The organism is Streptomyces sp. NPDC040622 (assembly GCF_055593965.1).
This window is the reverse complement of record NZ_JBVIXD010000002.1, coordinates 751810-777523: the sequence shown is the minus strand read 5'-3', so window position 1 is coordinate 777523 and position 25714 is coordinate 751810. Positions and strand designations below refer to the sequence as shown.

14 protein-coding genes are annotated in these 25714 nt (G+C 72.4%); 9 read left to right on the top strand and 5 right to left on the bottom strand.

Annotation, left to right across the window (positions count from 1 at the left end):
* Positions 1 to 10: 10 nt before the first annotated feature.
* The 4 genes from ACZ592_RS07925 to ACZ592_RS07910 form a co-directional block, all read right to left on the bottom strand.
* On the bottom strand, positions 11 to 3733 hold the full coding sequence (locus tag ACZ592_RS07925; protein ID WP_471580616.1) for a UvrD-helicase domain-containing protein: 3723 nt from the start codon (positions 3731 to 3733) through the stop codon (positions 11 to 13).
* A gap of 84 nt (positions 3734 to 3817) precedes the next feature.
* Positions 3818 to 4513 (bottom strand): hypothetical protein, encoded by a 696-nt coding sequence (locus tag ACZ592_RS07920; protein WP_471580615.1) that lies wholly within the window; start codon positions 4511 to 4513, stop codon positions 3818 to 3820.
* A gap of 136 nt (positions 4514 to 4649) precedes the next feature.
* On the bottom strand, positions 4650 to 8318 hold the full coding sequence (locus ACZ592_RS07915) for an ATP-dependent helicase (RefSeq protein WP_471580614.1): 3669 nt from the start codon (positions 8316 to 8318) through the stop codon (positions 4650 to 4652).
* A gap of 299 nt (positions 8319 to 8617) precedes the next feature.
* Complete coding sequence (locus ACZ592_RS07910; RefSeq protein WP_471580613.1) at positions 8618 to 9055, bottom strand: MGMT family protein; 438 nt, start codon at positions 9053 to 9055, stop codon at positions 8618 to 8620.
* Between the two features lie 212 nt (positions 9056 to 9267).
* Here ACZ592_RS07910 and ACZ592_RS07905 point away from each other — a divergent pair, with 212 nt between their 5' ends.
* Entirely contained in the window at positions 9268 to 12111 is a 2844-nt protein-coding gene (locus ACZ592_RS07905; protein ID WP_471580612.1) for a lysylphosphatidylglycerol synthase transmembrane domain-containing protein, read from the top strand.
* An 88-nt stretch (positions 12112 to 12199) separates the two neighbouring features.
* Here ACZ592_RS07905 and ACZ592_RS07900 read toward each other — a convergent pair whose 3' ends face one another.
* Positions 12200 to 12967 carry a YwiC-like family protein gene (locus ACZ592_RS07900; protein WP_471580611.1) on the bottom strand — a complete coding sequence of 256 codons (768 nt, stop codon included), beginning with the start codon at positions 12965 to 12967 and terminating at the stop codon, positions 12200 to 12202.
* Between the two features lie 193 nt (positions 12968 to 13160).
* Here ACZ592_RS07900 and ACZ592_RS07895 point away from each other — a divergent pair, with 193 nt between their 5' ends.
* From ACZ592_RS07895 to ACZ592_RS07860, 8 genes are all read left to right on the top strand, one after another.
* Positions 13161 to 16862 carry a nitrate reductase subunit alpha gene (locus ACZ592_RS07895; RefSeq protein ID WP_471580610.1) on the top strand — a complete coding sequence of 1234 codons (3702 nt, stop codon included), beginning with the start codon at positions 13161 to 13163 and terminating at the stop codon, positions 16860 to 16862.
* A gap of 2 nt (positions 16863 to 16864) precedes the next feature.
* Positions 16865 to 18400, top strand: coding sequence for a nitrate reductase subunit beta (narH, locus tag ACZ592_RS07890; RefSeq protein WP_471580609.1), 1536 nt, complete (start codon positions 16865 to 16867; stop codon positions 18398 to 18400).
* A complete protein-coding gene (gene narJ, locus ACZ592_RS07885; protein ID WP_471580608.1) occupies positions 18397 to 19050 on the top strand; it encodes a nitrate reductase molybdenum cofactor assembly chaperone in 654 nt (217 codons plus the stop codon). The genes narH and narJ overlap by 4 nt, the downstream gene beginning before the upstream one ends.
* Entirely contained in the window at positions 19050 to 19772 is a 723-nt protein-coding gene (gene narI, locus ACZ592_RS07880; protein ID WP_471580607.1) for a respiratory nitrate reductase subunit gamma, read from the top strand. The genes narJ and narI overlap by 1 nt, the downstream gene beginning before the upstream one ends.
* On the top strand, positions 19769 to 20989 hold the full coding sequence (locus ACZ592_RS07875; RefSeq protein WP_471580606.1) for a TIGR04053 family radical SAM/SPASM domain-containing protein: 1221 nt from the start codon (positions 19769 to 19771) through the stop codon (positions 20987 to 20989). The genes narI and ACZ592_RS07875 overlap by 4 nt, the downstream gene beginning before the upstream one ends.
* Complete coding sequence (gene hemG, locus ACZ592_RS07870) at positions 20986 to 22404, top strand: protoporphyrinogen oxidase (RefSeq protein ID WP_471580605.1); 1419 nt, start codon at positions 20986 to 20988, stop codon at positions 22402 to 22404. Before ACZ592_RS07875 ends, hemG begins: the two co-directional genes overlap by 4 nt.
* 58 nt (positions 22405 to 22462) lie before the next feature.
* Entirely contained in the window at positions 22463 to 24019 is a 1557-nt protein-coding gene (locus ACZ592_RS07865) for an alpha/beta hydrolase (RefSeq protein WP_471580604.1), read from the top strand.
* 80 nt (positions 24020 to 24099) lie between these two features.
* Positions 24100 to 25668: an alpha/beta hydrolase gene (locus ACZ592_RS07860; RefSeq protein ID WP_471580603.1), complete on the top strand. Its 1569-nt coding sequence runs from the start codon at positions 24100 to 24102 to the stop codon at positions 25666 to 25668.
* Positions 25669 to 25714: the final 46 nt, after the last annotated feature.

Here is a 25714-nt window from a genome sequence, read left to right as displayed (position 1 = left end):
GGTCACGAGCCTATCCGCCATCCGGGGTGGGCTCTCCCGGTGGCTCGTCCCCCGGGACGGCGGCCGGTTCCTCCAGGAGGAGGCGTTCCAGCCCGGCGCGGCCCGGGAGGTTCCTCGGGCGGGCCGTCTCGCCGCTGCGTACGTAGAGGAAGGCGGCCTTCACCGACTCCAGGGGGATGCCCTGCTGCTCGGCCCAGGCGAGGCGGTAGACGGCGAGCTGGAGGGGATCGGCGGTGCGGGTGCGGCTGGTCTTCCAGTCGACGATCTCGTACGTCGCGTCGTCCCCGTCGCCGTCCTTGTAGACGGCGTCGATGCGGCCCCGGATGACGCGGCCCGCGATCACGAACTGGAAGGGGACCTCCACGCGGTAGGGCGCGCGGTGGGCGTACTCGGTGCGTTCGAAGGCTTCCTTGAGGGCTTCCAGGTCGCGCTCGTCGGCGATCTCCGCCTCGTCGGGGCCGCCGCCCGGCAGGTCGTCCGGGGAGAGCATCGGCAGGGTGAGCTCTTCGAAGCGGGTCTCGATCCAGGCGTGGAAGCGGGTGCCGCGGCGGGCAGCGGGCTGTGGCGGGCGCGGCATGGGGCGGGCGAGGTCCCGCGCGAAGCCGTCGGGGTCGGCGGCCAGGCGCATCAGCTCGGACGCGGTGAGCGAGGGCGGCACGGGGATGTCCCTGACGGCTTCGCGGGCGCGCAGGAGCTCTCCGGTGAGGGCGTCCAGGTCGCGGTCCCAGGAGGCGAGGGTGCGGGCCTCCTCCGGGGTGAGCGGGGGAAGCCGGGTGCCGTCCTCGTCCGGGGCCGGAGCGGGCCGGCCGGGCGGGGTCGGGCGGCCGGGCGGGGCGTGGTCGGCGGGATGGGGGCGGGTGTCGGGCGGTGCCGCGGGGGGCGGCACGTGCGCGTGGCTGTCGTGCGGGGCGGGCTCGCCCTCGGCGGGGGGCGCGGCACGGGTCGGCTCGGGGGCGTCGGCCGGGTGCGGGACCGTCGGGCGTTCCGTCGTCAGGGCGTCCCAGTCCGCCGGGCCGGCGTCGGGGAAGCCGGCCTCTTCGTAGAGGGGCTCGTCGTGGGGAGGTTCTTCGTAGGGAGGCTCGTCGTCCTCCGGAGGGGGTGGCCATTCGGGGTCGTCGGCCGGGGGCGGGGCGTCGTGCGTCCAGGGGCGGGCCCCGTCGTGCGGGAGCGGTGCCGCTTCGGGGGAGCCGTCGGGGCGGGCGTGTTCCGGCAGGTCCTGTCCCGTGAGGCGGTCCAGGTGGGCGAGCACCGTCTGCGCGGCGGCACGGCGGCGGGCCAGGGACTCGTCGTCCAGCGGGAGGGGCCAGGCCTGGTCGGCGGTCGCCTCGTGCAGGGCCGGGTTCTCCTCGTCCTCGGCCGGCTCGTCCGCCCAGGCCTCGATCTCGCCGTGGCCCGCCGCACAGTGGTCGTGCAGGGCGTGGAGGAAGGCGGAGGGGCCGCGCGGCTTCTTCTGGGAGGGGCCCCACCAGTGGCCGGAGCCCAGGAGCAGGGAGCGGGGGCGGGTGAAGGTCACGTATCCGAGGCGGAGCTCCTCGGTGCGCTGGTGGTCCTTCATGGCTTCGTGGAAGGCCTTCATGCCCTTGGCGTCCCACGCGTCGACGTCGGGCAGCGTAGCGGTGTCGCCGCGCAGCTCGTGCGGGATCACCTTGGCCTGGGCGGTCCACTTCTCGCGGCCCTGTGCGCTCGGGAAGGTGCCCTCGACCAGGCCGGGGACGGCGACGACGTCCCACTCCAGGCCCTTGGACTTGTGAGCGGTGAGCACCTTGACGGTGTTCTCGCCGCCCGGCAGGGCGTTGTCCAGGCCCTTCTCGTACTGGGCGGCGGTGCGCAGGAAGCCGAGGAAGGCGAGGAGCGTCGCGGTGTTGTCGTGCGCGGCGAAGGAGGCGGCGACGTCCAGGAAGTTGGAGAGGGTCTCGCGGCGGCGGGCGGCCAGGGCGCCCGGTGACGCGGAGAGCTCCACCTCCAGGCCGGTCACGGCGAGCACACGGTGCAGCACGTCCATGAGCGGGTCGGCCAGGGAGCGGCGCAGCTCGCGCAGCTCGGCGGCGAGCCGGGCGAAGCGCACCCTGGCCTCCGCGGAGAAGGGCAGCCCGTCGTCGGCTCCGGAGGCGTCGTCCGGGTCGAGGGGGGACTCCAGGAAGGTGTCCAGGGCGTCCGCGAGCGATATCACCTCGGCCGGGTCGACCCCCTCGACGGCTTCGGCGAGGCGCCGGTCCGGGTCGTCGGGGGCGGTGTGCCCGGGGCGCACGAGGAGGCGGGCGCGGCGGCCCAGGAGGGTGAGGTCGCGGGGGCCGACGCGCCAGCGCGGGCCGGTCAACAGGCGCACCAGGGAGGCGTTCGCCCCGGGGTCCTGGAGGACTTCGCAGACGGCGACGAGATCGGCGACCTCGGGCAGGTGCAGGAGTCCGGAGAGGCCGACGACCTCCACGGGGATGTCGCGGGCGACGAGCGCGGCCTGGATCTCGGCGAAGTCCGTGGCCGTGCGGCACAGGACGGCGATCTCGCCCGGTGCCTTGCCGGTGCGCACGAGGTGGGCGATCGAGTCGCCGAGCCAGCCGATCTCCTCGGCGTGCGTGCGCAGCAGGGCGCAGCGCACCACGCCGTCCCGCTCGGCGCCCGGTGCGGGCCGCAGGGCCTCCACGCCCGCGTGCAGGGCGCGCAGGGGCTCTGCGAGGCCGTTGGCGAGGTCCAGGAGGCGGCCGCCGCTGCGGCGGTTCTCGCTGAGCGCGTGGCGTGTGGCGGGGCGGCCGTCCGCGTGCGCGAAGTGCTCGGGGAAGTCGTCGAGGTTGGCCACGGAGGCGCCGCGCCAGCCGTAGATCGCCTGGCAGGGGTCGCCGACCGCGGTCACCGGGTGGCCGGTGCCGCCGCCGAAGAGGCCGGACAGGAGGATGCGCTGGGCGACCGACGTGTCCTGGTACTCGTCGAGGAGGACGACGCGGAACTCGTCGCGGAGGATCTCGCCGACCTCCGCGCGGGTGCGGGCCAGCGTCGCCGAGAGGGCGATCTGGTCGCCGAAGTCGAGGAGGTCGCGGGAGCGCTTCGCCGCGCGGTACTGCCCGACGAGGTCGGCCAGTTCGAGCCGGGCCGCGGCCGTCTCGGGGACCTTGCGCAGGTCGGCGTTGGTGAGCTTGGCGCCTTCGAGGGCCCGCAGCAGTTCGGTGTCGTACGCGCGCAGCCGCTCGGGCCGTACGAGGTGCTCGGCGAGCTCGGCGTCGAGGGCGAGGAGGTCGCTGACGAGGTCAGGGAAGGACCGGGTCAGCGCGGGGTAGGGGCCGGGGGCCTCGCGCAGCACGCGCGCGGCGAGCTGGAAGCGGGTGGCGTCGGCGAGGAGGCGGGAGGTCGGCTCCAGGCCGATGCGCAGGCCGTGGTCGGCCAGGAGGCGGCCCGCGAAGGCGTGGTACGTGGAGATGACGGGCTCGCCGGGCGGGTTGTCCGGGTCGGCCGCGTCGGGGTCGGTGACGCCCGCCTTGATCAGGGCCTGGCGCACGCGCTCGGCGAGCTCCCCCGCCGCCTTGTTCGTGAACGTCAGGCCGAGGACCTGCTCGGGGGCGACCTGGCCGGTGCCGACCAGCCACACCACGCGGGCCGCCATCACCGTCGTCTTGCCCGAACCGGCGCCGGCCACGATCACCTGCGGGGCGGGCGGCGCGGTGATGCAGGCCGTCTGCTCCGGGGTGAACGGGATGCCGAGGAGCTCTTTGAGCTGCTCGGGGTCGGTGAGGCGAGGTGACACGTCAGAGAGGCTAGCGGTGGCCACTGACAACCGGGGTGAAACCGGACGTCGGCGGCCACCGCACGCTCATGGGGTGCGGGGAGGTCAGGAGCCGGCGGCGATCTTCGCCGCGTCCACGACTTCCTTGGCCGGCGGGGCCTTGACGTCGACGGGCTTGCCGTAGTCGCTGAAGGTCACCGTGCCCGGGCCCTCGCTGCTCTTGTTCACGACCTTGAGGAAGTAGGGCTTGCCCTCCATGGCGACGTAGAAGGTGGTCGTCTCGTCACCCTTCTTGCGGGTGAGGACGGCGGCCTTCTTGCCGGCGACCTCGGCGTCGTCTCCCCGCTTCAGCTTCTTGAGCTTGTCCGCCTTGAACATGTCGTCCGGGTTGCAGACGCTCCCGCCCTTGTCGGCGGACTTCACCCAACGCCCCTTGAGGAGCTCGGCCGTGGCGCCGCCGCCCTTGGCGTCCCAGAACTTGTCGTCGGCCTTGACGTACGAGTCCTTCCCGATGGCGAGGAAGTCGGCGGTGCCGCTCTTCGGGGAGCCCATCGTGCCCTTGCAGTCGCCGGACTCGGCCACGGCGAACTCGACGTTGCTCGTCTCGCCGCCCTGCTTCGTCTGACCCTTCATCGAGAAGGACCCGGCGTCCTTGGACGCCTTGGATGCCTTCTCGGCGATCTTGTCGGCGCTCATGCCGTCAAAGGGGTCCTTGTCGCCGTCGCTGCTGCAGCCGGTGACGCCGATGACGGCGGCGGCGCAGGCCACGGCCACTGCCAGGAGCTTCCGATTGGCTGCCATATCCGCACTTCTCCTCAAAAAGGTGCACCCTCAGCCGGTGCACAGCATGTCTTTACTGGGACTTTAATTCGCGCACGGCGGTGCTATGCGCGGGAAGGAGGCGACGTGACAATCGCCACGGCCGGTTCCTGCCGGGTCACTCCACGACATGGCGGCCCTCCGGACGCGCGCTGCACGAGGCCCGGAAGGCGCAGTGGGTGCAGTGCTGACCCGTGGTGGGCGTGAAGCGTTCGTCGAGGACCTTGCCCGCGGCCGTCGCCAGGAGGTCTCCGATCCACTCCCCGGAGAGGGGCTCCTGGGCCTGGACCTTGGGCAGGGCCTCACCGCCGTTCTTCTTGGCGGCACCCTGGCGCAGCTGCACCAGTTCGGCGCCGCCCGGCGGGGGCCGTACGCCTTCGAAGAGCTCGTCCGCGGCGCCCTCGCGGACCGCCAGCTGGTAGACGGCGAGCTGCGGATGGCGGGCCACCTCGGCGGAGCTCGGGGACTGTTTGCCGGTCTTGAAGTCCACTACGTAGGCACGGCCTTCCGCGTCCTGCTCGACGCGGTCCATGGAGCCGCGCACCCGCACTTCGTAGGAACCGGCTTCCAGGGTCACGTCGAAGCCGTGCTCGCTGGCGACGGGGGTGCGGCTCGCCCGGTCCATCACGTGCCACTGGAGGAAGCGCTCCAGCGCCACGCGCGCGTTCTCCTTCTCCTGCGCCGACTTCCAGGGGGCGTCGAACGCGAGCGCGTCCCACACCGAGTCCAGGCGCTCCATCAGGACGGCGAGGTCGGCGGGGGTACGTCCGGAGGCGACCTCGTCGGCCAGGACGTGCACCACGTTGCCGAAGCCCTGGGCGGTCGTCGCGGGGGCGTCCGCCTTCACCTCGCGGCCCAGGAACCACTGCAGGGAGCAGGTGTTGGCGAGCTGGTCGAGGGCGCTGCCGGAGAGCACGACGGGCTGGTCGCGGTCCCGCAGGGGCACCTCGCTCGCGGTGGGTTCGTACATGCCCCACCAGCGGTAGGGATGCGCGGTGGGGACGAGGGGGCGGCCGTCGGTGTCGCTGAGCGCGGCGAGGCGGGCCAGGCGCTGGGCGGCCGCCTCGCGCAGGGTGTCGGAGACGCGCGGGTCGACCGTGGTGGCGCGCAGCTCGGCGACGAGCGCGGCGACGGACAGCGGGCGGCGCGGGCGTCCCGTTATGTCCTTGGGTTCGACACCGAGTTCGCCGAGGAAGCGGGACGGCTGGTCGCCGTCGTCCGCCGGAGCCTTCACCGCGGTCACGACGAGGCGCTCTCGCGCGCGCGTCGCGGCCACGTAGAACAGGCGGCGTTCTTCGGAGAGGAGCGCTCCGGGAGTGAGCGGTTCGGCGAGGCCGTCGCGGCCGATGCGGTCGGCCTCCAGGAGGGAGCCGCGGCGGCGCAGGTCCGGCCAGAGACCTTCCTGGACGCCCGCGACCACGACGAGCCGCCACTCCAGCCCCTTGGAGCGGTGCGCCGTCATCAGGCGCACAGCGTCGGGGCGAGCCGCCCGGCGCGTGAGCGTGTCCGCGGCGATGTCCTGCGCCTCGGTCTCCTCAAGGAAGTTGAGGGCGCCTCGGCCGCCGGTGCGCTCTTCCGCGCGGGCCGCGGCGGCGAACAGCGCGCACACCGCGTCGAGGTCGCGGTCGGCGTTGCGGCCTGCCGCGCCGCCGCGCCGCGCGGTGCGTTCCAGACGCCTGGGCCAGGGCGTGCCGTCCCACAGCTCCCACAGCGCCTCCTCGGCGGTGCCGCCGCCCGCGAGGCGCTCACGGGCCTTGCGGAGCAGCGCGCCGAGCCGCTGGGCGCCACGGGCGTACGTCGGGTCGTGCGCGACGAGCCGCTCCGGTTCGGCGAGGGCGCGGGCCAGCAGCGCGTCGGAGGGCGGCGGCAGGTGGTTGCCCGCCGCGCGCTCCTCCTCGCGCAGGGCTCGGCCCAGCCGGCGCAGGTCGGCGGCGTCCATCCCGGCCAGCGGGGAGGTGAGGAGGGTCAGGGCCGTCTCGGTGTCGAGCCAGGAGGGGGCCGTGGTGTCCGCGCGGGGGGTGAGGTGGGGGGTGGACCGGCGCTGGGCGGCTACTTCGGGGACGTCGCCCCCGCTGTCACCGGCTTCCGATCCGTCACTCCCGGAGACGCCCTCCTCGGTGACGCGGGCTTCGGAGACGCCCTCCTCAGTGACGCGGGCTTCGGAGACGCGGGCTTCGGAGACCCTGGCTTCGGAGACGCCGCTCTCGGAGGCATCCCCTCCAGAGGTGCCGCCCTCGGACACGCCCACTTCGGAGGCACCCGCTTCGGAGGCGCCCCTTTCGGAGACGCCCGCTTCGGAGACATCCTTTGCAGGGGCGTCCGCTCCCGAGACGTCCCCCTCAGAGAGGCCCCCCTCCGAAGCCGTCTCGCCCGCCCCCTCCGCGTCGACCGCCGTCGCCACCACCCGCAGCGCCGTCAGCAGTGGTGTCACCGCCGGCTCGTGGCGCAGGGCGATGTCGTCGCCGTCGATGTCCAGGGGGACCCCCGCCGCGCTGAGGCTGCGGCGCACCGCGGGGATCGTGCGGGCGCCCGCACGGACCAGGACCGCCATGTCGCCCCAGGGAACGCCGTCCTCCAAGTGCGCGCGGCGCAGGATGTCCGCGATGTTGTCGAGCTCCGTACCGGCCGTCGGGTACGTGTACACCTCGACGCCGCCACCATCCCTGACGGGCGTCAGCTCCCGGTGGGCCCGCACCTTCTCCGCGGGCAGCCGGGTCAGCGGCATGCGCCGGGTCAGCAGCCGGGTGGCCCCGAGGAGCTCCGCGCCCGACCTGCGGGACGTCCTCAGGACCTCGACCGGCGCCGGCGTGCCGTCCACGCGCGGGAAGTCGTGGGGGAACTCCAGGATGCCGTTCACGTCGGCACCACGGAACGTGTAGATCGACTGGTCGGGGTCGCCGAACGCGACGAGCGTGCGGCCTCCCCCGGCGAGCGCGTGCAGCAGCCGCACCTGCGCCGGGTCGGTGTCCTGGTACTCGTCGACGAAGACGGCGTCGTACTGCGCGCCGAGCGCCCGTGTCACCTCGGGGCGGCGCGCGAGCAGCACCGCGCGGTGCACCAGTTCCGCGTAGTCGAGCACTCCTTGGAGGTCGAGCACGTCCAGGTACTCGGCGAGGAAGGCCGCCGCCGCGCTCCAGTCGGGCCGACCGCTGCTGCGGGCGAAGGCGGCCAGGGCGTCGGGGCCGAGGCCCAGCTCACGGCTGCGGGCGAGCACCGCGCGCACCTCGTCGGCGAAGCCGCGGGTGGTCAGGCAGGCGCGCAGGTCGTCCGGCCAGCGGATGTGCCCGCGCCCCTCCTGCGCGAGGTCGATCTGGCCGGCGAGGAGTTCGCGTACCGCCACGTCCTGTTCGGGACCGGAGAGCAGCCGCAGCGGCTCCACGAACAGGTCGGCGTCCTGATGGGCGCGGACCAGGGCGTAGCAGAAGGAGTGGAACGTGGTGGCCTGCGGGGCGCGCGCCTCCCCCAGGCGCAGCGCCATGCGGTCGCGCAGCTCCACCGCGGCCTTGCGGCTGAAGGTGAGCACCAGGGTCCGTGCGGGGTCCCCGCCCTGGGCGACGCGCGCGGCGACGGCTTCCACGAGGGTGGTGGTCTTGCCGGTTCCGGGTCCCGCGAGGACCAGCAGGGGCCCTTCCTTGTGGTCAACCACACGGCGCTGACCCGCGTCCAAGCGAGGGGGGTCCCCCGCGGTCGGCGGCGTACGCACCAGTCGGTAGCCATCGTGGGCCCCCTGTCGTACCTGGTGGTGCGACGGGTGCCGGATGTGCCGAGTGGAAGAGGGGGAACTCACGTGGGTCGCCGGTCCTGGTGGAAGTGCTGGTCAAAGAGCGGCCGCTGGGGGTGCTGGTCGAAGAGCGGCCGCGCGGTGGGCGCGAGGTGACGGGGATGCGTGCTGTCGACGCTACGCCAGTGGGCGCGCGGGACGCGTGGCTTCCCCCGTACGGGCCACCGGTCGCCCGTCGCGCCGCCGGATGCCGGAAGCTGTCAGGTGTGAGCCCCCGGAGCCTGCGGTCGAGCGTCGCCCGCGGCGTCGCCTTCCGCGCCGTCGCCCACCGGTCCATCGTCCGCGCCGTTCACGCCGCCCACCGATCACCCGAACATCTGTTCACTCTCGGCCGTCCGGCCACCCCCGGCCGCCCGGCCGCTCCCGTCCGCCGCCCCGGCCCCGTCCCACCGCGCCCGGCGCATGTCGACCTTCGGCACGTGCCCCTGGGCGGCGCGCGAGGCCTGCCGCAGCGGGGTGCCCTCCTCCCGGTACCGCTCCAGGGCGCGCAGTTCGTGGCCCGGCAGCAGTACGCCGTCCGAGCGCACGACACGCCACCACGGAACGCCTCCTCCGTAGAGGGCCATGACGCGTCCTACCTGGCGCGGGCCGCCCTCCTCCAGCCACTCGGCGACGTCTCCGTAGGTCATCACCTTCCCCGGAGGGATCTGTTCCGCGACGTCGAGGACCCGTTCCGCGTACTCCGGCAGCGCCGGTGCCACGTCGTCGGGCCGTGGCTTTCCCGTTCGGCTCTCCTCGCTCATCCGGACCATCCTGCCGCACGCCACCGACACGGTGACGGGTTCGGCACGGAGCGTGCCCCGGGCCGCCCGCCAGGGCGCAAAGTGTCGTTTCGTGACCACTTCGCATCCTTGCGTTGCCCCCTGCTGCCCCCCTCCCCGGGCTGGACATGCCACCATCGTGCGGGCGATGACTGGTGATACGAGATCAAGAAGAGACGACGGAGCAGCAGGGCGTGCATCCCGATGAGAAGGCGGGCACCTCTGCGTCCGAGTCGCACCTGGACACCGGTGAGCGCCCCCTGAAGCCCCAGAAGAACGAGACGGACCGGACGAACGAGACGGACGGCCGGGAGCACGAGGCGCACGAGCAGGAGGGTGCCGCCCCCGACGTCGAGCACGACTCCGGCTGCGCCGACGGCGACGAGGCGCACACCGACCGCGTCGCCCGCGACGAACCGCTCCTCTCCGCGCGCGTGCACCGCCCGTCCGACCTCATGCGGCTCCTCGTCGGCGTCCTCGCCATCGTGGTGCTCCTGTCCATCGCCGCGTTCGCGCACGGCACGACGTCCGGGCTCGAACAGGACATCGACAAGGGCACGGAGCAGGCGCCGGATCTGCTGATCAAGGTCGCGGGTCTGGTCGCCAGCATCGGGGTGCTGCTCGTTCCGGTGGCATTCGCGATCGAGCGGCTGATCAAACGGGACGGGCTGCGCATCGCCGACGGCGTCCTGGCCGCCGTCCTCGCGCACGGCGTGACGCTGGCCACCGACCTGTGGGTCGCGAAGGCCGCGCCGGGTTCCATCCAGGACGCGCTGACCAAGCCGTCCCCGGCCGACCTGCACGCGTTCACCGATCCGGTGCACGGCTATCTCGCGCCCGTCATCGCGTACATGACGGCCGTCGGCATGTCCCGCAGACCGCGCTGGCGCCTCGTGCTGTTCGTGGTGCTGCTGCTCGACGCGTTCACGATGCTGGTCACCGGCTACACGACACCGTTCTCGATCATCCTCACGGTGCTCATCGGCTGGGCGGTGGCCTACGGGACGCTCTACGCGGTCGGCTCGCCGAACGTACGGCCCACGGGGCAGACGCTCCTGGCGGGCCTGCGGCACGTCGGCTTCCACCCCGTGAGCGCCGCCCGCGAGGAGTCCCCGGACAGCGAGCACGGCGACCGCGGCCGTCGCTACTTCGTCACCCTGGAGGACGGGCCGCCCCTCGACGTCACGGTCATCGACCGCGAGCAGCAGGCGCAGGGCTTCTTCTACCGCGTCTGGCGCCGGCTCACCCTGCGCGGCATCACCCAGCGGCGCAGTCTGCAGTCGCTGCGGCAGGCCTTGGAGCAGGAGGCCCTGCTCGCGTACGCGGCCATCGCCGCCGGGGCCAACGCGCCCAAGCTGATCGCCACCTCCGAGCTCGGCCCGGACGCCGTGATGCTCGTTTACGAGCACACGGGCGGCCACTCCCTGGACTCGCTGCCCGACGACGCCATCAACGACGAGCTGCTGTGCGACACCTGGCGGCAGGTGCAGGCGCTGCAGTCCCGGCGGATCGCGCACCGCAGGCTCGCGGGCGACGCGGTTCTGGTGGATCGTTCCGGCACCGTGATCCTCACGGATCTGCGCGGCGGTGAGATCGCCGCGGGCGACCTGGTCCTGCGCATGGACATCGCCCAGCTCCTGACCGCCCTGGGCCTGCGCGTGGGCGCCGAGCGCGCGGTCGCCACCGCCGTCGAGATCCTCGGCCCGGACGCGGTGGCCGACTGCCTGCCGTTGCTGCAGCCCATCGCCCTGACCCGCTCCACCCGGTCCACCCTGCGCAAGCTGGCCCGGGAACGCTCCCAGCGCGAGCGCGAGGCGGTCCTCGATGCCTCCCGCAAGTCCCGCCAGAGCGTGCGCGGGGAGGTGTCCGAGGACGGCACGGACGGCTCGGCAGGCCGGGACGGGCCGGCGGACCAGCAGTCCCCGAAGCTGGGCAAGCAGGCCCAGAAGCAGGAGAAGCAAGCCGCCAAGCAGGAGCGGCAGGCCGAGAAGCAGGCCATAGACGACGCCCTGGAGCAGGCCCGCGAGGAGGATCTGCTCACACAGATCCGCCACCAGGTGCTGCTCATCCGCCCGACGGCGCCGGTCGAACCGGCGCAGCTCGAACGGATCAGGCCGCGCACGCTGATCAGCTTCATCGCCGGTGCCATCGGCGCGTACTTCCTGCTCTCCCAGCTCACACACGTCGAGTTCGGCACGCTCTTCCAGGAGGCGGAGTGGGGCTGGGTGGCCGCGGCGGTGGGCTTCTCCGCGCTGAGCTACTTCGCCGCCGCGATGAGCCTGCTCGGCTTCGTGCCGGAGCGGGTGCCGTTCCTGCGGGCGGTGGCGGCGCAGGTCGCCGGGTCGTTCGTGAAGATCGTGGCGCCCGCGGCGGTCGGCGGTGTCGCGCTGAACACCCGGTTCCTGCAGCGGTCCGGGGTGCGGTCGGGACTCGCGGTGGCGAGCGTCGGAGCCTCCCAGCTCTTCGGGCTCGGCTCGCACATCCTGCTGCTGCTGATCTTCGGCTATCTGACGGGAACGGAGAAGACGCCGTCGTTCACGCCGTCCCGCACCGTCATCGCCGGTCTGCTCTCCGTCGCGGTCCTGGTCCTCGTGGTGACCGCGATCCCCTTCCTGCGGAAATTCGTCGTCACGCGCGTGCGGTCGCTCTTCGCGGGTGTCGTGCCGCGCATGCTGGACGTGCTGCAGCGGCCGCAGAAGCTGCTCACCGGCATCGGCGGGATGCTGCTCCTGACCCTGATGTTCGTGCTCTGTCTGGACGCTTCGGTCCGGGCGTTCGGCAATGAACAGATGACGACGCTGAGCCTCGCGAGCGTCGCGGTGGTCTTTCTCGCGGGCAACGCGCTGGGCTCCGCGGCACCGACACCGGGCGGTGTGGGCGCGGTCGAGGCGACGCTGACCTTCGGTCTGATCGCGGTGGGCGTCCCCAAGGATGTGGCGGCGCCCGCGGTGCTGCTCTACCGGCTCCTGACGCTGTGGCTCCCGGTGCTGCCGGGGTGGCTGTTCTTCAACCACCTGACGCGGAAGGGGCTGCTCTGACCCCTCTGAGCGGTCAGCAGGGGCGCCCGGAGGCCCGGAGGCACCAGGAAGCCCCTGCGAAGACCAGAGGGCGAAGACCACAGGGCGCTCAGAACAGCAGCAGGAGCCCCGCCAGGAGCAGCACGGCGCCCATGACCTCCACCGCGCCGACCACCGCCACCTTCACGCCTCTGCCCGGCAGCAACGCCGCGCGGGCCAGGTACGCCGCGAACGGGACGGCGAGCCAGGGGCTCAGCGCGTACGCGGCGGGCAGCGCGAGCGCGTGGTACGTCACCGACGCCCGGTAGTACGCGCGTGAGTCGCGCTCGCGGATCATCGTCTTCACGTACGGCACCGTGCCCGCGAAGAACAGCAGGCAGGCGAGCGCGGGGCGCCAGCCGTCGGCGAGGGTCCCGCCGCCCATCCGCAGCGTGACGAGAAGCATGCCGCAGGCGGGGACCACGGCCACCAGGCCGTTCACCAGGGCGCGCTCCTTGTTCCGCCACGCGTACCAGGTGTTGACGGCGACGAAGGGCACGGCGCAGGCGGCCGCGAGCAGCAGCCAGGGGTGGGCGCACAGGAGCGGCACCCCGCAGACCGCGCTCACCGCCGCCGCGGCGAGGGCGGGGCGGACGTGGCGGCGCGGGGCCTTCGGGTTGCGGGAGAGGCGGCGCAGCCGGATCCACTGCTGGACGTGGAAGGCGGTGACGTATCCCGCCAACCAGGCGACGAACAGCGGCAGATGGGCCCACCGGGGGCCGGTCCCGGGTCCGTCGGCGAGGAACACGCCCGCCACGAAGGGCACCGCGAGCATCGCCCACGCGCCGTGCTGGTTCGGCAGCCACGCGCGGAGCGCGCCCCGCTTCTTCCTTCCCATGCGTGCACCTTCTCCGCGTCGGCGTACGAGGCCTGCCCGTGCCTCCAGCTTCTCAGCACAGGGCCCGAATAATTCCGGCAGGAGGTCACCGCCTCAGGGGACCTAAGTCCCCGTAATCCCAACCTCCGCCGGGCTTAGGGTCGTTGCAGGCAGCACGTGCCGTGCGGCCTTTTCTTCGGGACGGCCAGGAGATGTGACGTTGCAGCAGAGGAAAGAATTCGCTGAGACGCTCGTGAAGGCCGGGAGTTTCTTCACCCGGACCGCCGAGACATCCGAGGATCTGCACCGGGTGCGGCACGTCGGGGGCCGTGACGGAGAGGCCTTCTACCGCGACCGGTGGAGCCACGACAAAGTCGTGTATTCGACGCACGGCGTGAACTGCACCGGCTCGTGCCGCTGGAAGGTGTACGTCAAGGACGGCATCATCACGTGGGAGACGCAGGCCACGGACTATCCGAGCGTCGGCCCGGACCGACCCGAATACGAACCCCGCGGCTGTCCCCGGGGGGCCTCCTTCTCCTGGTACACGTATTCGCCCACGCGCGTCCGGTATCCGCATGTGCGCGGCACGCTTCTGGAGATGTACCGCGAGGCGAAGTCCCGGCTGAAGGACCCCGTCCTCGCCTGGGCCGACATCCAGAACGACCCCGAGCGGCGGCGCCGCTACCAGCAGGCCCGCGGCAAGGGCGGCCTGGTGCGGGCAAGCTGGGAGGAGGCCGTGGAGATCGTGGCGGCCGCGCACGTCCACACGATCAAGGAGCACGGACCCGACCGCGTCGCGGGCTTCTCCCCCATTCCCGCCATGTCGATGGCGTCGCACGCGGCGGGCGCCCGTTTCCATTCCCTCATCGGCGCCCCGATGCTCTCCTTCTACGACTGGTACGCGGATCTCCCTGTCGCCTCGCCGCAGGTCTTCGGCGACCAGACCGACGTGCCGGAGTCGGGCGACTGGTGGGACGCGGCATATTTGATGATGTGGGGTTCCAATGTGCCGGTGACGCGGACGCCGGACGCGCACTGGATGACAGAGGCGCGTTACCGCGGACAGAAAGTCGTCACCGTATCGCCGGATTTCGCGGACAACACCAAGTTCGCCGACGAGTGGATGCACCCGCATCCCGGCACGGACGGCGCGCTGGCCCTCGCGATGGGGCACGTCATTCTCCGCGAATTCTTCGTCGAACGGCAGACTCCGTTCTTCCAGGACTACGTGCGCCGCTACACCGATCTGCCTTTCCTGGTCACCCTCGACGAGACCGAAAAGGGCCTCGTACCGCACAAGTTCCTCACCGCGGCCGATCTCGGCGCAGAGGCGGGCGACACCGAGAACGCCCGGTGGAAGACCGTCCTGATCGACGACGCGACGGGCGAGCCGACCGTCCCGAACGGCACGCTCGGCCACCGCTGGGGCACGTCCGGGACCCCCGACTGGAACCTCGACCTCGGCGACACCGTGCCCCGCCTCACGCTCTACGGCGAGGACACCGCGGAGATCGTGCTGCCTCGCTTCGAAGACACCGCGGGCGGCGAGGCCAGTGAGGGCCCGGACGGCGGAGACGGTGACACCGGTGTCGTACGCCGTGGCGTCCCGGTCCGGCGCATGGGCGGCCGGCTCGTCACCACCGTCTACGACCTGATGCTGGCCCAGTACGGCGTCCCGCGCGCGGGGCTGCCCGGCGAGTGGCCCACTTCTTATGAAGACGCCTCCCAGCCCGGCACCCCCGCCTGGCAGGAGACCCTCACCTCCGTGCCGGCCGCGCAGGCCACGCGCGTGGCGAAGGAGTTCGGCGAGACGGCCGAGGCCTCACAAGGGCGCTGCATGATCCTCATGGGCGCGGGGACGAACCACTGGTTCCACGCGGAGACCACCTACCGCGCGTTCCTGGCGCTCCTCACCCTCACGGGCTGCCAGGGGCGCAACGGCGGCGGATGGGGTCACTACGTAGGGCAGGAGAAGTGCCGCCCGGTGACCGGCTGGGCGACGCTGGCGAGCGCGTCCGACTGGGGGCGGCCGCCCCGGCACATGATCGGCGCGGGCTGGTTCTATCTCCACACCGACCAGTGGCGTTACGACACCCTGCCCGCCGAGTCCCTCGCATCGCCGCTGGGAGAGGGCCGCTTCGAGGGGATGACGGGCGCCGACTGCCTGGCCGCGTCGGCGCGCATGGGCTGGATGCCGTCGTACCCCACCTTCGACCGCAACCCCCTGGAGCTGGGCGAGGCCGACGACCCGGTGGCGAGCACCGTGCGCGAGCTGAAGGAGGGCACGCTCGGCTTCGCGGGCGAGGATCCCGACGCGCCCGGCAACTGGCCGCGCGTGCTCAACGTCTGGCGCGCCAACCTCCTCGGCTCGTCCTCCAAGGGCAACGAGTACTTCCTGAAGCACCTGCTCGGCACGCACTCCAACCTGCCCGACGACGGGCCGCGTTGCGCTCCGCGCGACGTGAAGTGGCATGCCGAGGACGTCGAGGGGAAGCTCGACCTGCTGCTCTGCATGGACTTCCGGATGACGTCCACGACGCTGCTCTCCGACGTCGTCCTGCCGGCCGCGACCTGGTACGAGAAGCACGACCTGTCCTCCACGGACATGCATCCCTTCCTGCACGCCTTCACGCCGGCCGTGGACCCGCCCTGGCAGGCGCGCAGCGACTACGACGCGTTCCTGGCCGTCGCACGCCGGTTCGGCGAGCTGGCGGGCGAGCACCTGGGCGTGCGCCGCGACCTGGTGGCCACGGCGCTGCAGCACGACACCCCGGGCGGCGAGATGGCCCAGCCCGGCGGCGTCGCGCTCGACTGGTCCAAGGGCGAGTGCGAGCCCGTACCGGGGCGCACGATGTACAACCTGGCCGTCGTGGAGCGCGACTACGGAGCGGTCGGGGAGAAGTTCGCGGCGCTCGGCCCGCTGGTGGACCGGCTCGGGGTCACCACGAAGGCGGTCACGTTCGACGTCGCCGAGGAGATCGCGTACCTGAAGGAGAAGAACGGCACGGTCCGCGGCGGTGCCGCCGACGGCAGGCCCCGCCTGGACACCGCCCAACGGGCCTGCGAGGCGATCCTGTCGCTCTCCGGGACCTCCAACGGGCGCCTTGCCACCCAGGGCTTCAGGACGCTGGAGAAGCGCGTCGGCACGGAGCTCGCGCACCTGGCTGCGGAGGCCGAGGGAAAGCGGATCACGTTCGCGGACACCCAGGCCCGCCCGGTGCCGGTCATCACGTCTCCGGAGTGGTCGGGCAGCGAGTCCGGCGGGCGCCGCTACACCGCGTTCACGGTCAACACCGAGCACCTCAAGCCCTGGCACACGCTCACCGGGCGCCAGCACTTCTTCCTCGACCACGACTGGATCCACGAGGTCGGCGAGGCACTGCCCGTCTACAAGCCGCCGCTGAACATGCACCGCCTCTACGGAGAGCCCGAGTTGGGTTCCGTGAGGGACGGCAAGGAAGTGGCCGTGCGCTTCTTGACCCCGCACAACAAGTGGGCGATCCACTCCCAGTACCAGGACAACCTCTACATGATGACGCTCGGCCGCGGCGGGCAGACGGTGTGGATGTCCCCGCAGGACGCCGAGGCCATCGGCGTGCGCGACAACGAGTGGATCGAGGCCGTGAACCGCAACGGCGTCGTCACGGCCCGCGCGATCGTCTCCCACAAGATGCCCCCGGGGACGGTCTACATGAACCACGCCCAGGAGCGGACCGTCGGCGTCCCGAAGACGGAGAAGACCGGGCGGCGCGGCGGCATCCACAACTCCCTGACCCGGATCATGCTCAAGCCCACCCATCTGGTCGGCGGTTACGCCCAGTTGACCTGGGCCTTCAACTACCTGGGTCCCACCGGGAACCAGCGCGACGAGGTGACGGTCATCCGCCGCCGCTCGCAGGATGTGGAGTACTGATCATGCGCGTCATGGCCCAGATAGCCATGGTCATGAACCTCGACAAGTGCATCGGCTGCCACACCTGTTCGGTCACCTGCAAGCAGGCGTGGACGAACCGCAAGGGCACCGAGTACGTCTGGTTCAACAACGTCGAGACGCTCCCCGGACAGGGCTATCCGCGCCGCTGGGAGGACCAGGAGCGGTGGAAGGGCGGCTGGGAGCGGACCAGGTCCGGCCGGCTGCGGCTGCGGGCCGGAGGGCGCCTCAAGCGGCTCGGGCAGATCTTCGCCAACCCCGGGCTGCCGGAGCTCTCGGACTACTACCAGCCCTGGACGTACGAGTACAGGAACCTCACCGACGCCCCGGCGGGCGACGACATGCCGGTCGCCAAGCCGGTCTCGCAGGTCACCGGCGAGCCCATCGGCACCATCGAGTGGGGCCCGAACTGGGACGACAACCTCGGCGGCGCCCCGGAGCACGCGCCCAAGGACCCCCTGGTGGAGAAGATCCGCGACGAGGTCGGCGAGAAGATCCGCTTCGAGTTCGAGCAGAGCTTCATGTTCTACCTGCCGCGCATCTGCGAGCACTGCCTCAACCCCGCGTGCGTCTCCTCGTGCCCCTCCGGAGCGATGTACAAGCGCGAGGAGGACGGCATCGTCCTCGTCGACCAGGACCAGTGCCGCGGCTGGCGGATGTGCGTCACCGGCTGCCCCTACAAGAAGGTCTACTTCAACCACGCCACCGGCAAGGCGGAGAAGTGCACGTTCTGCTTCCCGCGCGTGGAGGCCGGGATGCCGACGATCTGCTCGGAGACCTGCGTCGGGCGCATGCGCTACCTGGGCGTGATGCTCTACGACGCCGACAAGGTCGCCGAGGCCGCCTCCGTGGAGGACGAACAGGACCTCTACCCCGCGCAGTTGGAGTGCTTCCTCGACCCGCACGACCCGGCGGTCGCGGCCGCCGCACGCGCGTCCGGCATCACCGAGGAGTGGCTCGACGCGGCCCGCCGCTCCCCCGTGTACGACCTGATCAGGACGTACCAGGTCGCCCTTCCGCTGCACCCGGAGTACCGCACCATGCCGATGGTCTGGTACGTGCCTCCGCTGTCCCCGGTGGTCGAGGCGGTCGCCGCCGCGGGCCGGGACGGGGAGGACGCGGGCAACCTCTTCGGAGCGATCGACTCCCTTCGGATCCCCGTCGAGTACCTGGCCGAACTGCTCACCGCGGGCGACGCGTTCGCGGTCGACGCGGTGCTGCGGCGGATGGCCGCGATGCGCTCCTACATGCGGGGCATCAACCTCGGCCAGGGCCCGGACGAGTCGGTCGCCCGGACGGTCGGACTGACCGGCGAGGAGCTCCACGACATGTTCCGGCTCCTCGCCATCGCCAAGTACGAGGACCGCTACGTGGTGCCGAGCGCCGCACGCGCGGACGCGGACGCCCTCTCCGACAGCCATCCCCTGGCGGACGCCCCCCTGACGGGCGACTGTCCGGTCGGGTACGTCACGGCCGGCTCCAAGCCCCTCCTCAACATCGGCCGGAGGAAGAGCGCATGACCCCCGAAGCTGTCGTACGCCTGGTCGCCGGGCGGCTCCTGCAGTACCCGGACGAGCGGCTGTACGCGGACCTCGACCGCCTCCACGAAGCGAGCGACCACCCGCTGCTGCGGGAGTTCATCGCCGACGCGCGCGTGCGGCGCCCCCTGGACCTCGCCGCGCACTACACGGACGTCTTCGACACCCGCAACCGCCGCTGCCTCTACCTGACGTGGTGGTCGGACGGCGACACCCGCAACCGGGGGCTCTCCCTGGTGCGCGTCAAGCGCGCGTACCGGGAGCACGGCCTGGAGTTCACCTCGCAGGAGCTGCCCGACTTCCTCCCGGTGCTGCTGGAGTTCGCCGCCCGCGAGGAGGAGGCGGGCACCGCCCTCCTTGAGGAGCACCGGGCCGGACTCGAACTGCTGCGGCTCGCCGTCACCGACGCGGACACCCCCTACGCGCGCGTGCTCGAAGCGGTCTGCGGAACGCTCCCCGGGCCTTCCCCGACGACCCGGGCCGAGGCGAAGGCGCTCGCCCGCAGCGGGCCGCCCCGCGAGACCGTCGGGCTCGAGCCCTTCGGCCCCGGCGTGGACCTGCCCTGGCCCGCCGTCCCCTCGCCCTCGGCCGCCTCGGCCACGCCCGCCGCTCAGGAAAGGACCCCCGCGTAATGGACCTCCTCCTGTGGGGCGTCATGCCCTACGTAGCCGTCACCCTCCTGATCGCGGGCCTGGTCTGGCGGGCCCGCCACGACCGGTTCGGTCTGACCACGCACTCCTCGCAGCTGAAGGAGTCCCGCCTGCTGCGCGTCGGCTCGCCGCTCTTCCACTTCGGGATGGCGTTCGTGGTGCTCGGCCACGTGGTGGGGCTGCTGATCCCGGACAGCTGGACCGACGCGGTGGGTGTCAGCGACCACACGTACCACCTGATGGCCATCTCCACGGGCGCGGTCGCGGGCCTCGCGGCGGCCGCCGGCATCGGCATCCTCGTGTACCGGCGCCTGACGGTGCCCGCCGTCCGCAAGGCCACGCTCCGCAGCGACCACCTGATGTACACCGTGCTGCTCGGCGCGCTGCTGCTCGGCCTGGTCGCGACGGTCCTCAACTCCTCCGGAGCGGTCGACTACAACTACCGCGAGGGCATCTCCGTCTGGTTCCGGAGCCTGTTCACGCTCCAGCCCGACTACCACCTGATGGCGGCCGCGCCCCTCGCCTTCAAGCTGCACATCGTCTTCGGCTTCGCGCTGTTCGCGCTGATCCCCTTCTCGCGGCTCGCGCACATCGCCAGCGCGCCCTTCAAGTACCTCTTCAGGCCCTACGTGGTCTACCGCCGCAGGGACCCGGGGCAGCTCGCGAACCGGGAGCCGAAGCGGGGCTGGGAGCGCGTGTCGTGAGCCGGATCGTGCGGCGCCCGCGGCACGACGTCGCCGAGCGCCCCTTCATCGTCATCTGGGAGGCCACACGCGCGTGCCCGCTGGCCTGTCTGCACTGCCGGGCCGAGGCACAGCCCGCGAGGGACCCGCGCGAGCTGGACGGCTCGGACGCCCGCCGCCTCATGGACCAGATCGCCGCATTCGGCAGGCCGAGCCCGCTCTTCGTCATCACCGGCGGCGACCCCTTCCAGCGGGCCGACCTCACCGACCTCGTCGCGTACGGCACGGCCCGCGGCCTGCGCGTCGCCGTCTCCCCCTCGGGCACGCCGACGCTGGACCGGGCGAACCTGACGGCGGTGCGCGACGCGGGCGCCATCGCCCTCTCGCTGAGCCTGGACGGGTCCACGGCCGAGCGGCACGACGCGTTCCGCGGCGTGGACGGCGTCTTCGAGTGGACCCTCGACGGCTGGCGCACGGCCCGTGAGCTGGGCCTGAAGGTGCAGGTCAACACCACCGTCACCCGTGACAGCCTGGAGGACCTCGCCGACATCGCGGCCCTGGTGCGGCGCGAGGGCGCCATGCTGTGGAGCGGCTTCGTGCTCGTGCCGACGGGCCGCGGCGAACAGCTCTCCGCGCTCACCGCCGACGAGGTCGAGGACGTCCTGCACTTCCTGTACGACACGGGCGCGGTCATGGCCACCAAGACCACCGAGGGCCACCACTTCCGCCGTGTCGCGCTCCAGCGGACCATCCTGGACCGGCACGGCGAGACGCCCGTGACGGGCCCCCTGTACGCGCGCCTGACGGCACGCGCGCGCGTGCTCGGGCTGCACGACGGGCAGCGGCGCGCGGTGCGCAGACCGCCCATGGACGTCGGCTCGGGGCGCGGCTTCGTCTTCGTCTCGCACACCGGAGAGGTCCACCCCAGCGGCTTCCTGCCGCTGTCGGCCGGCAATGTGAGGCACCACCCGCTGGTCGACATCTACCGGGGCTCCGCGCTCTTCACGACGCTGCGCGAACCGGCGCTGCTCGGCGGCGCGTGCGGGCGCTGCGAGTTCAACACCGTGTGCGGGGGTTCCCGTTCGCGCGCGTACGGGGCGACCGGCCGGGTCCTTGCCGCCGATCCCTGGTGCGCGTACGAGCCCGGGAGCTTCCCCCATCAGGACGAGTTGCGGGCGCTGCTCGTGGAGGCGGCAGTGCCGTCCCGCGCGGCTCGCGGAGAAGGGAGCGCGGCATGACGCGTTCAGTGATCGTCGTCGGCGGCGGCATCAGCGGCCTGACCGCCGCCTGGCGGCTGCGCGGCGACGCGGAGGTCACCGTCCTTGAGGGCGCGCCCCGCATCGGCGGCAAGCTGCGCACATCCACCCTCGCGGGCGTCCCGGTCGACGAGGGCGCCGAGTCCCTGATGGCGCTGCGCCCCGAGGCCGTCGACCTGGCACAGGAGGTCGGGCTCGGCGACGCGCTGTGCGACCCGGCGCCCGCGCCCACCACCCTGTGGTCGAACGGTGCGCTGCGCCCCCTGCCGCCCGGCCACGTCATGGGCATCCCCACGGACCCCGAAGCGCTGGCGGGCACCGGACTGCTGTCCGAGGAGGGTGCGGCCCGGCTGCGCCACGAGGAGGCCCTGCCCGCCGAGCCCCGGACCGAGGACGTGTCCGTGGCCGAGTACCTCGGCGGGCGGCTCGGTCAGGAGGCCGTGGACCGGCTCGTCGAGCCGCTGCTCGGCGGGGTCTACGCGGGCCGCCCCGACCGGCTCTCGCTGCGGGCCGCGCTGCCGCGCGTGGCGGCGGTCGCCGAGCGGGGCGAACCGCTGCTCGGGGCGCTGCGCGCGATGCGGGCGCCGCAGCGCACGCCCGGCGCGCGGACCGTCCCCGTCCAGGGCCTGCGCGGCGGCACCGGGCGCCTCCCGGTGGCCGTCGCCGAGGCGAGCGGCGCCCGGGTGCTGACCGGCACGCGCGCGCGTGAACTGCAGCGGACCGCCTCGGGCCGGTGGCGGGTCCTCGCGGTGACCAGTGACGGCCCGCTGCTCCTGGAGGCGGACGCGGTGGTCCTCGCCGTGCCCGCGTACGAGGCGGCCGAGCTGCTGCGGCCGCACGCGCCGCTCGCCGACGCGGACCTCGGGGCGATCCAGCACGCCAGCACCGCCGTGGTGACCATGGCGTTCCCGCGGACGAAGGCTCTCACCCGGGGCCAGGGGCTCGGGCACGACCACGGGGGCGAGCTGCCCACCGGCAACGGCTTCCTGGTGCCCGCCGTCGACGGGCACACCCTGAAGGCCGCGACGTTCCTCAGCAACAAGTGGCGCTGGCAGAGCGAGACCGCGCCCGACCTCTTCCTGCTGCGCACCTCGATCGGCCGTGTCGCCGAGGAGCACCGGCTCGCGGTCCCCGACCGTCATTTGGTCCGCGCCTCGGTCACCGAGCTGCACCAGGCGCTCGGCTCCATCGGCGAGCCCGTCGCGGCCCGCGTCACCCGTTGGGAGCGGGGCCTTCCGCAGTACGGCGTGGGTCACACCGACCGTGTCGCCCGCGTCCGCGAGGCCGTCGGGAAGCTGCCGGGGCTCGCACTGTGCGGTGCGGCGTACGAGGGCGTGGGCGTCGCCGCGTGTGTGGCGACCGGGACCGCCGCGGCCCGTCTGGTCGCCGAGGGATGACTCACCCACACGGACCGCGCCCCGAGCGCCCCGTCAGGACCCCCCGCAGGATGGGCACATGCCCACACAGTCCCCGCCGCGCGTCACCGCGCTGGCCGCCGCCACCCTGCTCCTGTCCGCCACGCTCACGGCGTGCGGAGGCAGCGACTCCAAGGACTCCGCGGACGCCGACCTGTCGGCTCAGAAGCTGAGCTGGGAGGAGTGCCCCGCGCCGGACGCCTCGGAGGGCGGCGGCAGCGCCCCGTCCCCGCTGCCGGGCGGCGGCGCGTGGCAGTGCGCCAGCATGAAGGCGCCCCTCGACTGGACGAAGCCGAAGGGCGACACGGTCGACATCGCGTTGATCAAGGCGGCCACGAGCGGCGACAAGGAGAAGCGCATCGGCTCCCTCGTCTTCAACTTCGGCGGCCCCGGCGGTTCGGGCGTCACCACGCTGCCCGCCTTCGGCGAGGACTACGCCACCCTGCGCACCCGCTACGACCTGGTGAGTTTCGACCCGCGCGGCGTCGGCCGGAGCGCCGGCATCACCTGCGAGGACGACGAGAAGCTCGACGAGTACTTCCAGCAGGACTCCACGCCCGACGACGACGCCGAGCAGAAGAAGCTCGTCGAGAACGTGACGTCGTTCAACAACGGCTGCGAGAAGAACGCGGGCAAGACCCTCCCGCACGTCCGCACCACCGACGCGGCCCGCGACATGGACCTGATGCGCCAGGTGCTCGGCGACGACAAGCTGCACTACTTCGGCATCTCGTACGGCACCGAACTCGGCGGCGTATACGCACACTTGTTCCCCAAGAAGGTGGGGCGGGCCGTCTTCGACGCGGTCGTCGATCCCACCGAGACCGCCGAACAGGGCTCGCTCGGCCAGGCGAAGGGCTTCCAGCTCGCCCTGGACAACTTCGCGAAGGACTGCACGTCCCAGGTGGAGGACTGCCCGGTCGGCGACACGGAGCAGGACGTCAAGGACCGGATCGCGAAGCTCCTGAAGGACCTGGACGCCAAGCCGATCCCCGGCCTCCCGCCGCGCGAGCTGACGCAGACCGCCGCCACCAACGGCATCGCGCAGTCCCTGTACTCCAAGGACTTCTGGCCGTACCTCACCCAGGGCCTGGAAGAGGCGTACGACGGCGACGGCAAGATCCTGATGTCGCTCTCCGACTCGATGAACGGGCGCAACGAGGACGGCGGGTACAGCAACATCCAGTCCGCCAACGTCTCGATCAACTGCGCCGACGACAAGGCGCGTTACACCCCCGAGTACGTCAAGGAGAAGCTGCCCGGCTTCCGCGAGGCCTCGCCGCTGTTCGGCGACTACCTCGCGTGGGGCATGGTCAGCTGCACCGACTGGGCGGTGGAGGGTCAGGCCGACCACCCGGACGTGGGCGCCGCGGGTGCGCCGCCCATCGTCGTCATCGGCAACACCGGTGACCCGGCCACCCCCTACGAGGGCGCCCGCAAGATGGCGCAGTCGCTCGGCAAGGGCGTCGGCGTCGAGCTGACCTACAAGGGCCAGGGCCACGGGGCGTACGACAGCAAGAACAAGTGCGTGCGCGAGAACGTGAACGGCTATCTGCTGGAGGGCACCGTCCCGAAGGCGGACACGGTCTGCTCCTGACCACCACGGGCGGCCCCGGCCGCTGTCAGTGGCCCCGCCTACTATGGCCTGACTGTCTTCCGAGGGGGGGAAGCGCCTCAATGCAGCGTTTTGTACGGTCCGTGGCCCTGGCCGCCGCGGGAGTGCTGGTGGCGGGCCTGGCGGCCGGCTGCGGCTCGTCCGGCGAGGGGGACGGGAGCGACGGCAAGAATCCTTCGGCGACCGGCTCCGGGCCGCGTCCGAAGCCGGACCCCTCCTCGACCCTGCCCGCCTCGCTGACCTCGCAGAAGCTGGACTGGGGCCGCTGCAAGGCCTCCGAGGGCGGCAGCACGCCGGGTGTTGAGTGGCAGTGCTCGACGCTCAAGGTCCCCCTGGACTACGCGAAACCGGACGGCGAGACGATCGGGGTCGCACTGATCCGCGCCAAGAGCACGGGCAAGGGCGACCGCATCGGCTCCCTCTTCTTCAACTTCGGCGGGCCCGGCGGCTCGGGCGTCTCCGGGCTCCCGTCCTTCGCCGACTCCTACGACACGCTCCGCGAGCGGTACGACCTGGTGAGCTTCGACCCGCGCGGGGTCGCGGCGAGCGGGGGCGTGCGCTGCCGGGACGACCGGGCGACGCAGGCCGCCGAGACGAAGGTCGACCTCACGCCGGACACCGCGGCCGAGGAGAAGGCGTACTTCAAGGACGCGGCGGAGTTCGGCGCGGGCTGCGCGCGGAACGCGAAGAAGCTCATCGGGCACATCTCGACGGTCGAGGCCGCCCGGGACATGGACGTCATGCGCCAGGTCCTCGGCGACGACAAGCTGCACTACTTCGGCGTCTCGTACGGCACCGAACTGGGCGGCACGTACGCCCACCTGTTCCCCCGGCGCGTCGGACGCCTCGTGTTCGACGCGGTCGTCGACCCGAGCGCGGACTCGATCGGCCACGCGGAGAACCAGGCGAGGGGCTTCCAGCGCGCCCTCGACAACTACTTCACGTCCCGCGGCCAGGACCCGAAGGCGGGCTCCGCGAACATAGTGAAGCTCTTCGAGCGCCTGGACTCCGCGCCGATGCGCACCTCGGGCGACCGGAAGCTGACCGAGTCCCTCGCGAGCACCGGCATCCTGGTCACCCTCTACAGCAAGCAGACCTGGCCCGCGCTGACCCGCGCCCTGCAGGCCGCGGAGAAGGGCGACGGCACGGCGCTGCTGCAGCTCGCCGACGCCTACAACGAACGCGACCCCTCCGGGCACTACAGCACGCAGAGCCACTCGCAGCGAGCCATCTCCTGCCTGGACACCACGGCGCGGACCTCTCCGGAGAGCGCGAAGAAGCGCCTGGACCGCTTCGGGGACATCTCGCCGGTCTTCGGGAAGTTCCTCGGCTGGGACACGGCGGGCTGGTGCCACCAGTGGCCGGTGCCGGGACTGCACGACTCCCCCGAGGTGAGCGCGCCCGGCGCCGCCCCGATCCTCGTCGTCGGCAACACCGGCGACCCGGCCACCCCCTACGAGGGCGCCCGCAAGATGGCGGACGAGCTCGGCAAGGACGTCGGCGTCCACCTGACCTGGAAGGGCGAGGGCCACGGCGCGTACGGCAACGGCAGCGACTGCGTGGACGGCGCCATCAACACGTACCTCCTGAAGGGCACACCCCCCAAGAACAACAAGGTCTGCGCCTCCTGAGCCACCCGGCCCGGACAAGCCGGCCTCAGCCCGTCCGGCGTTGAAG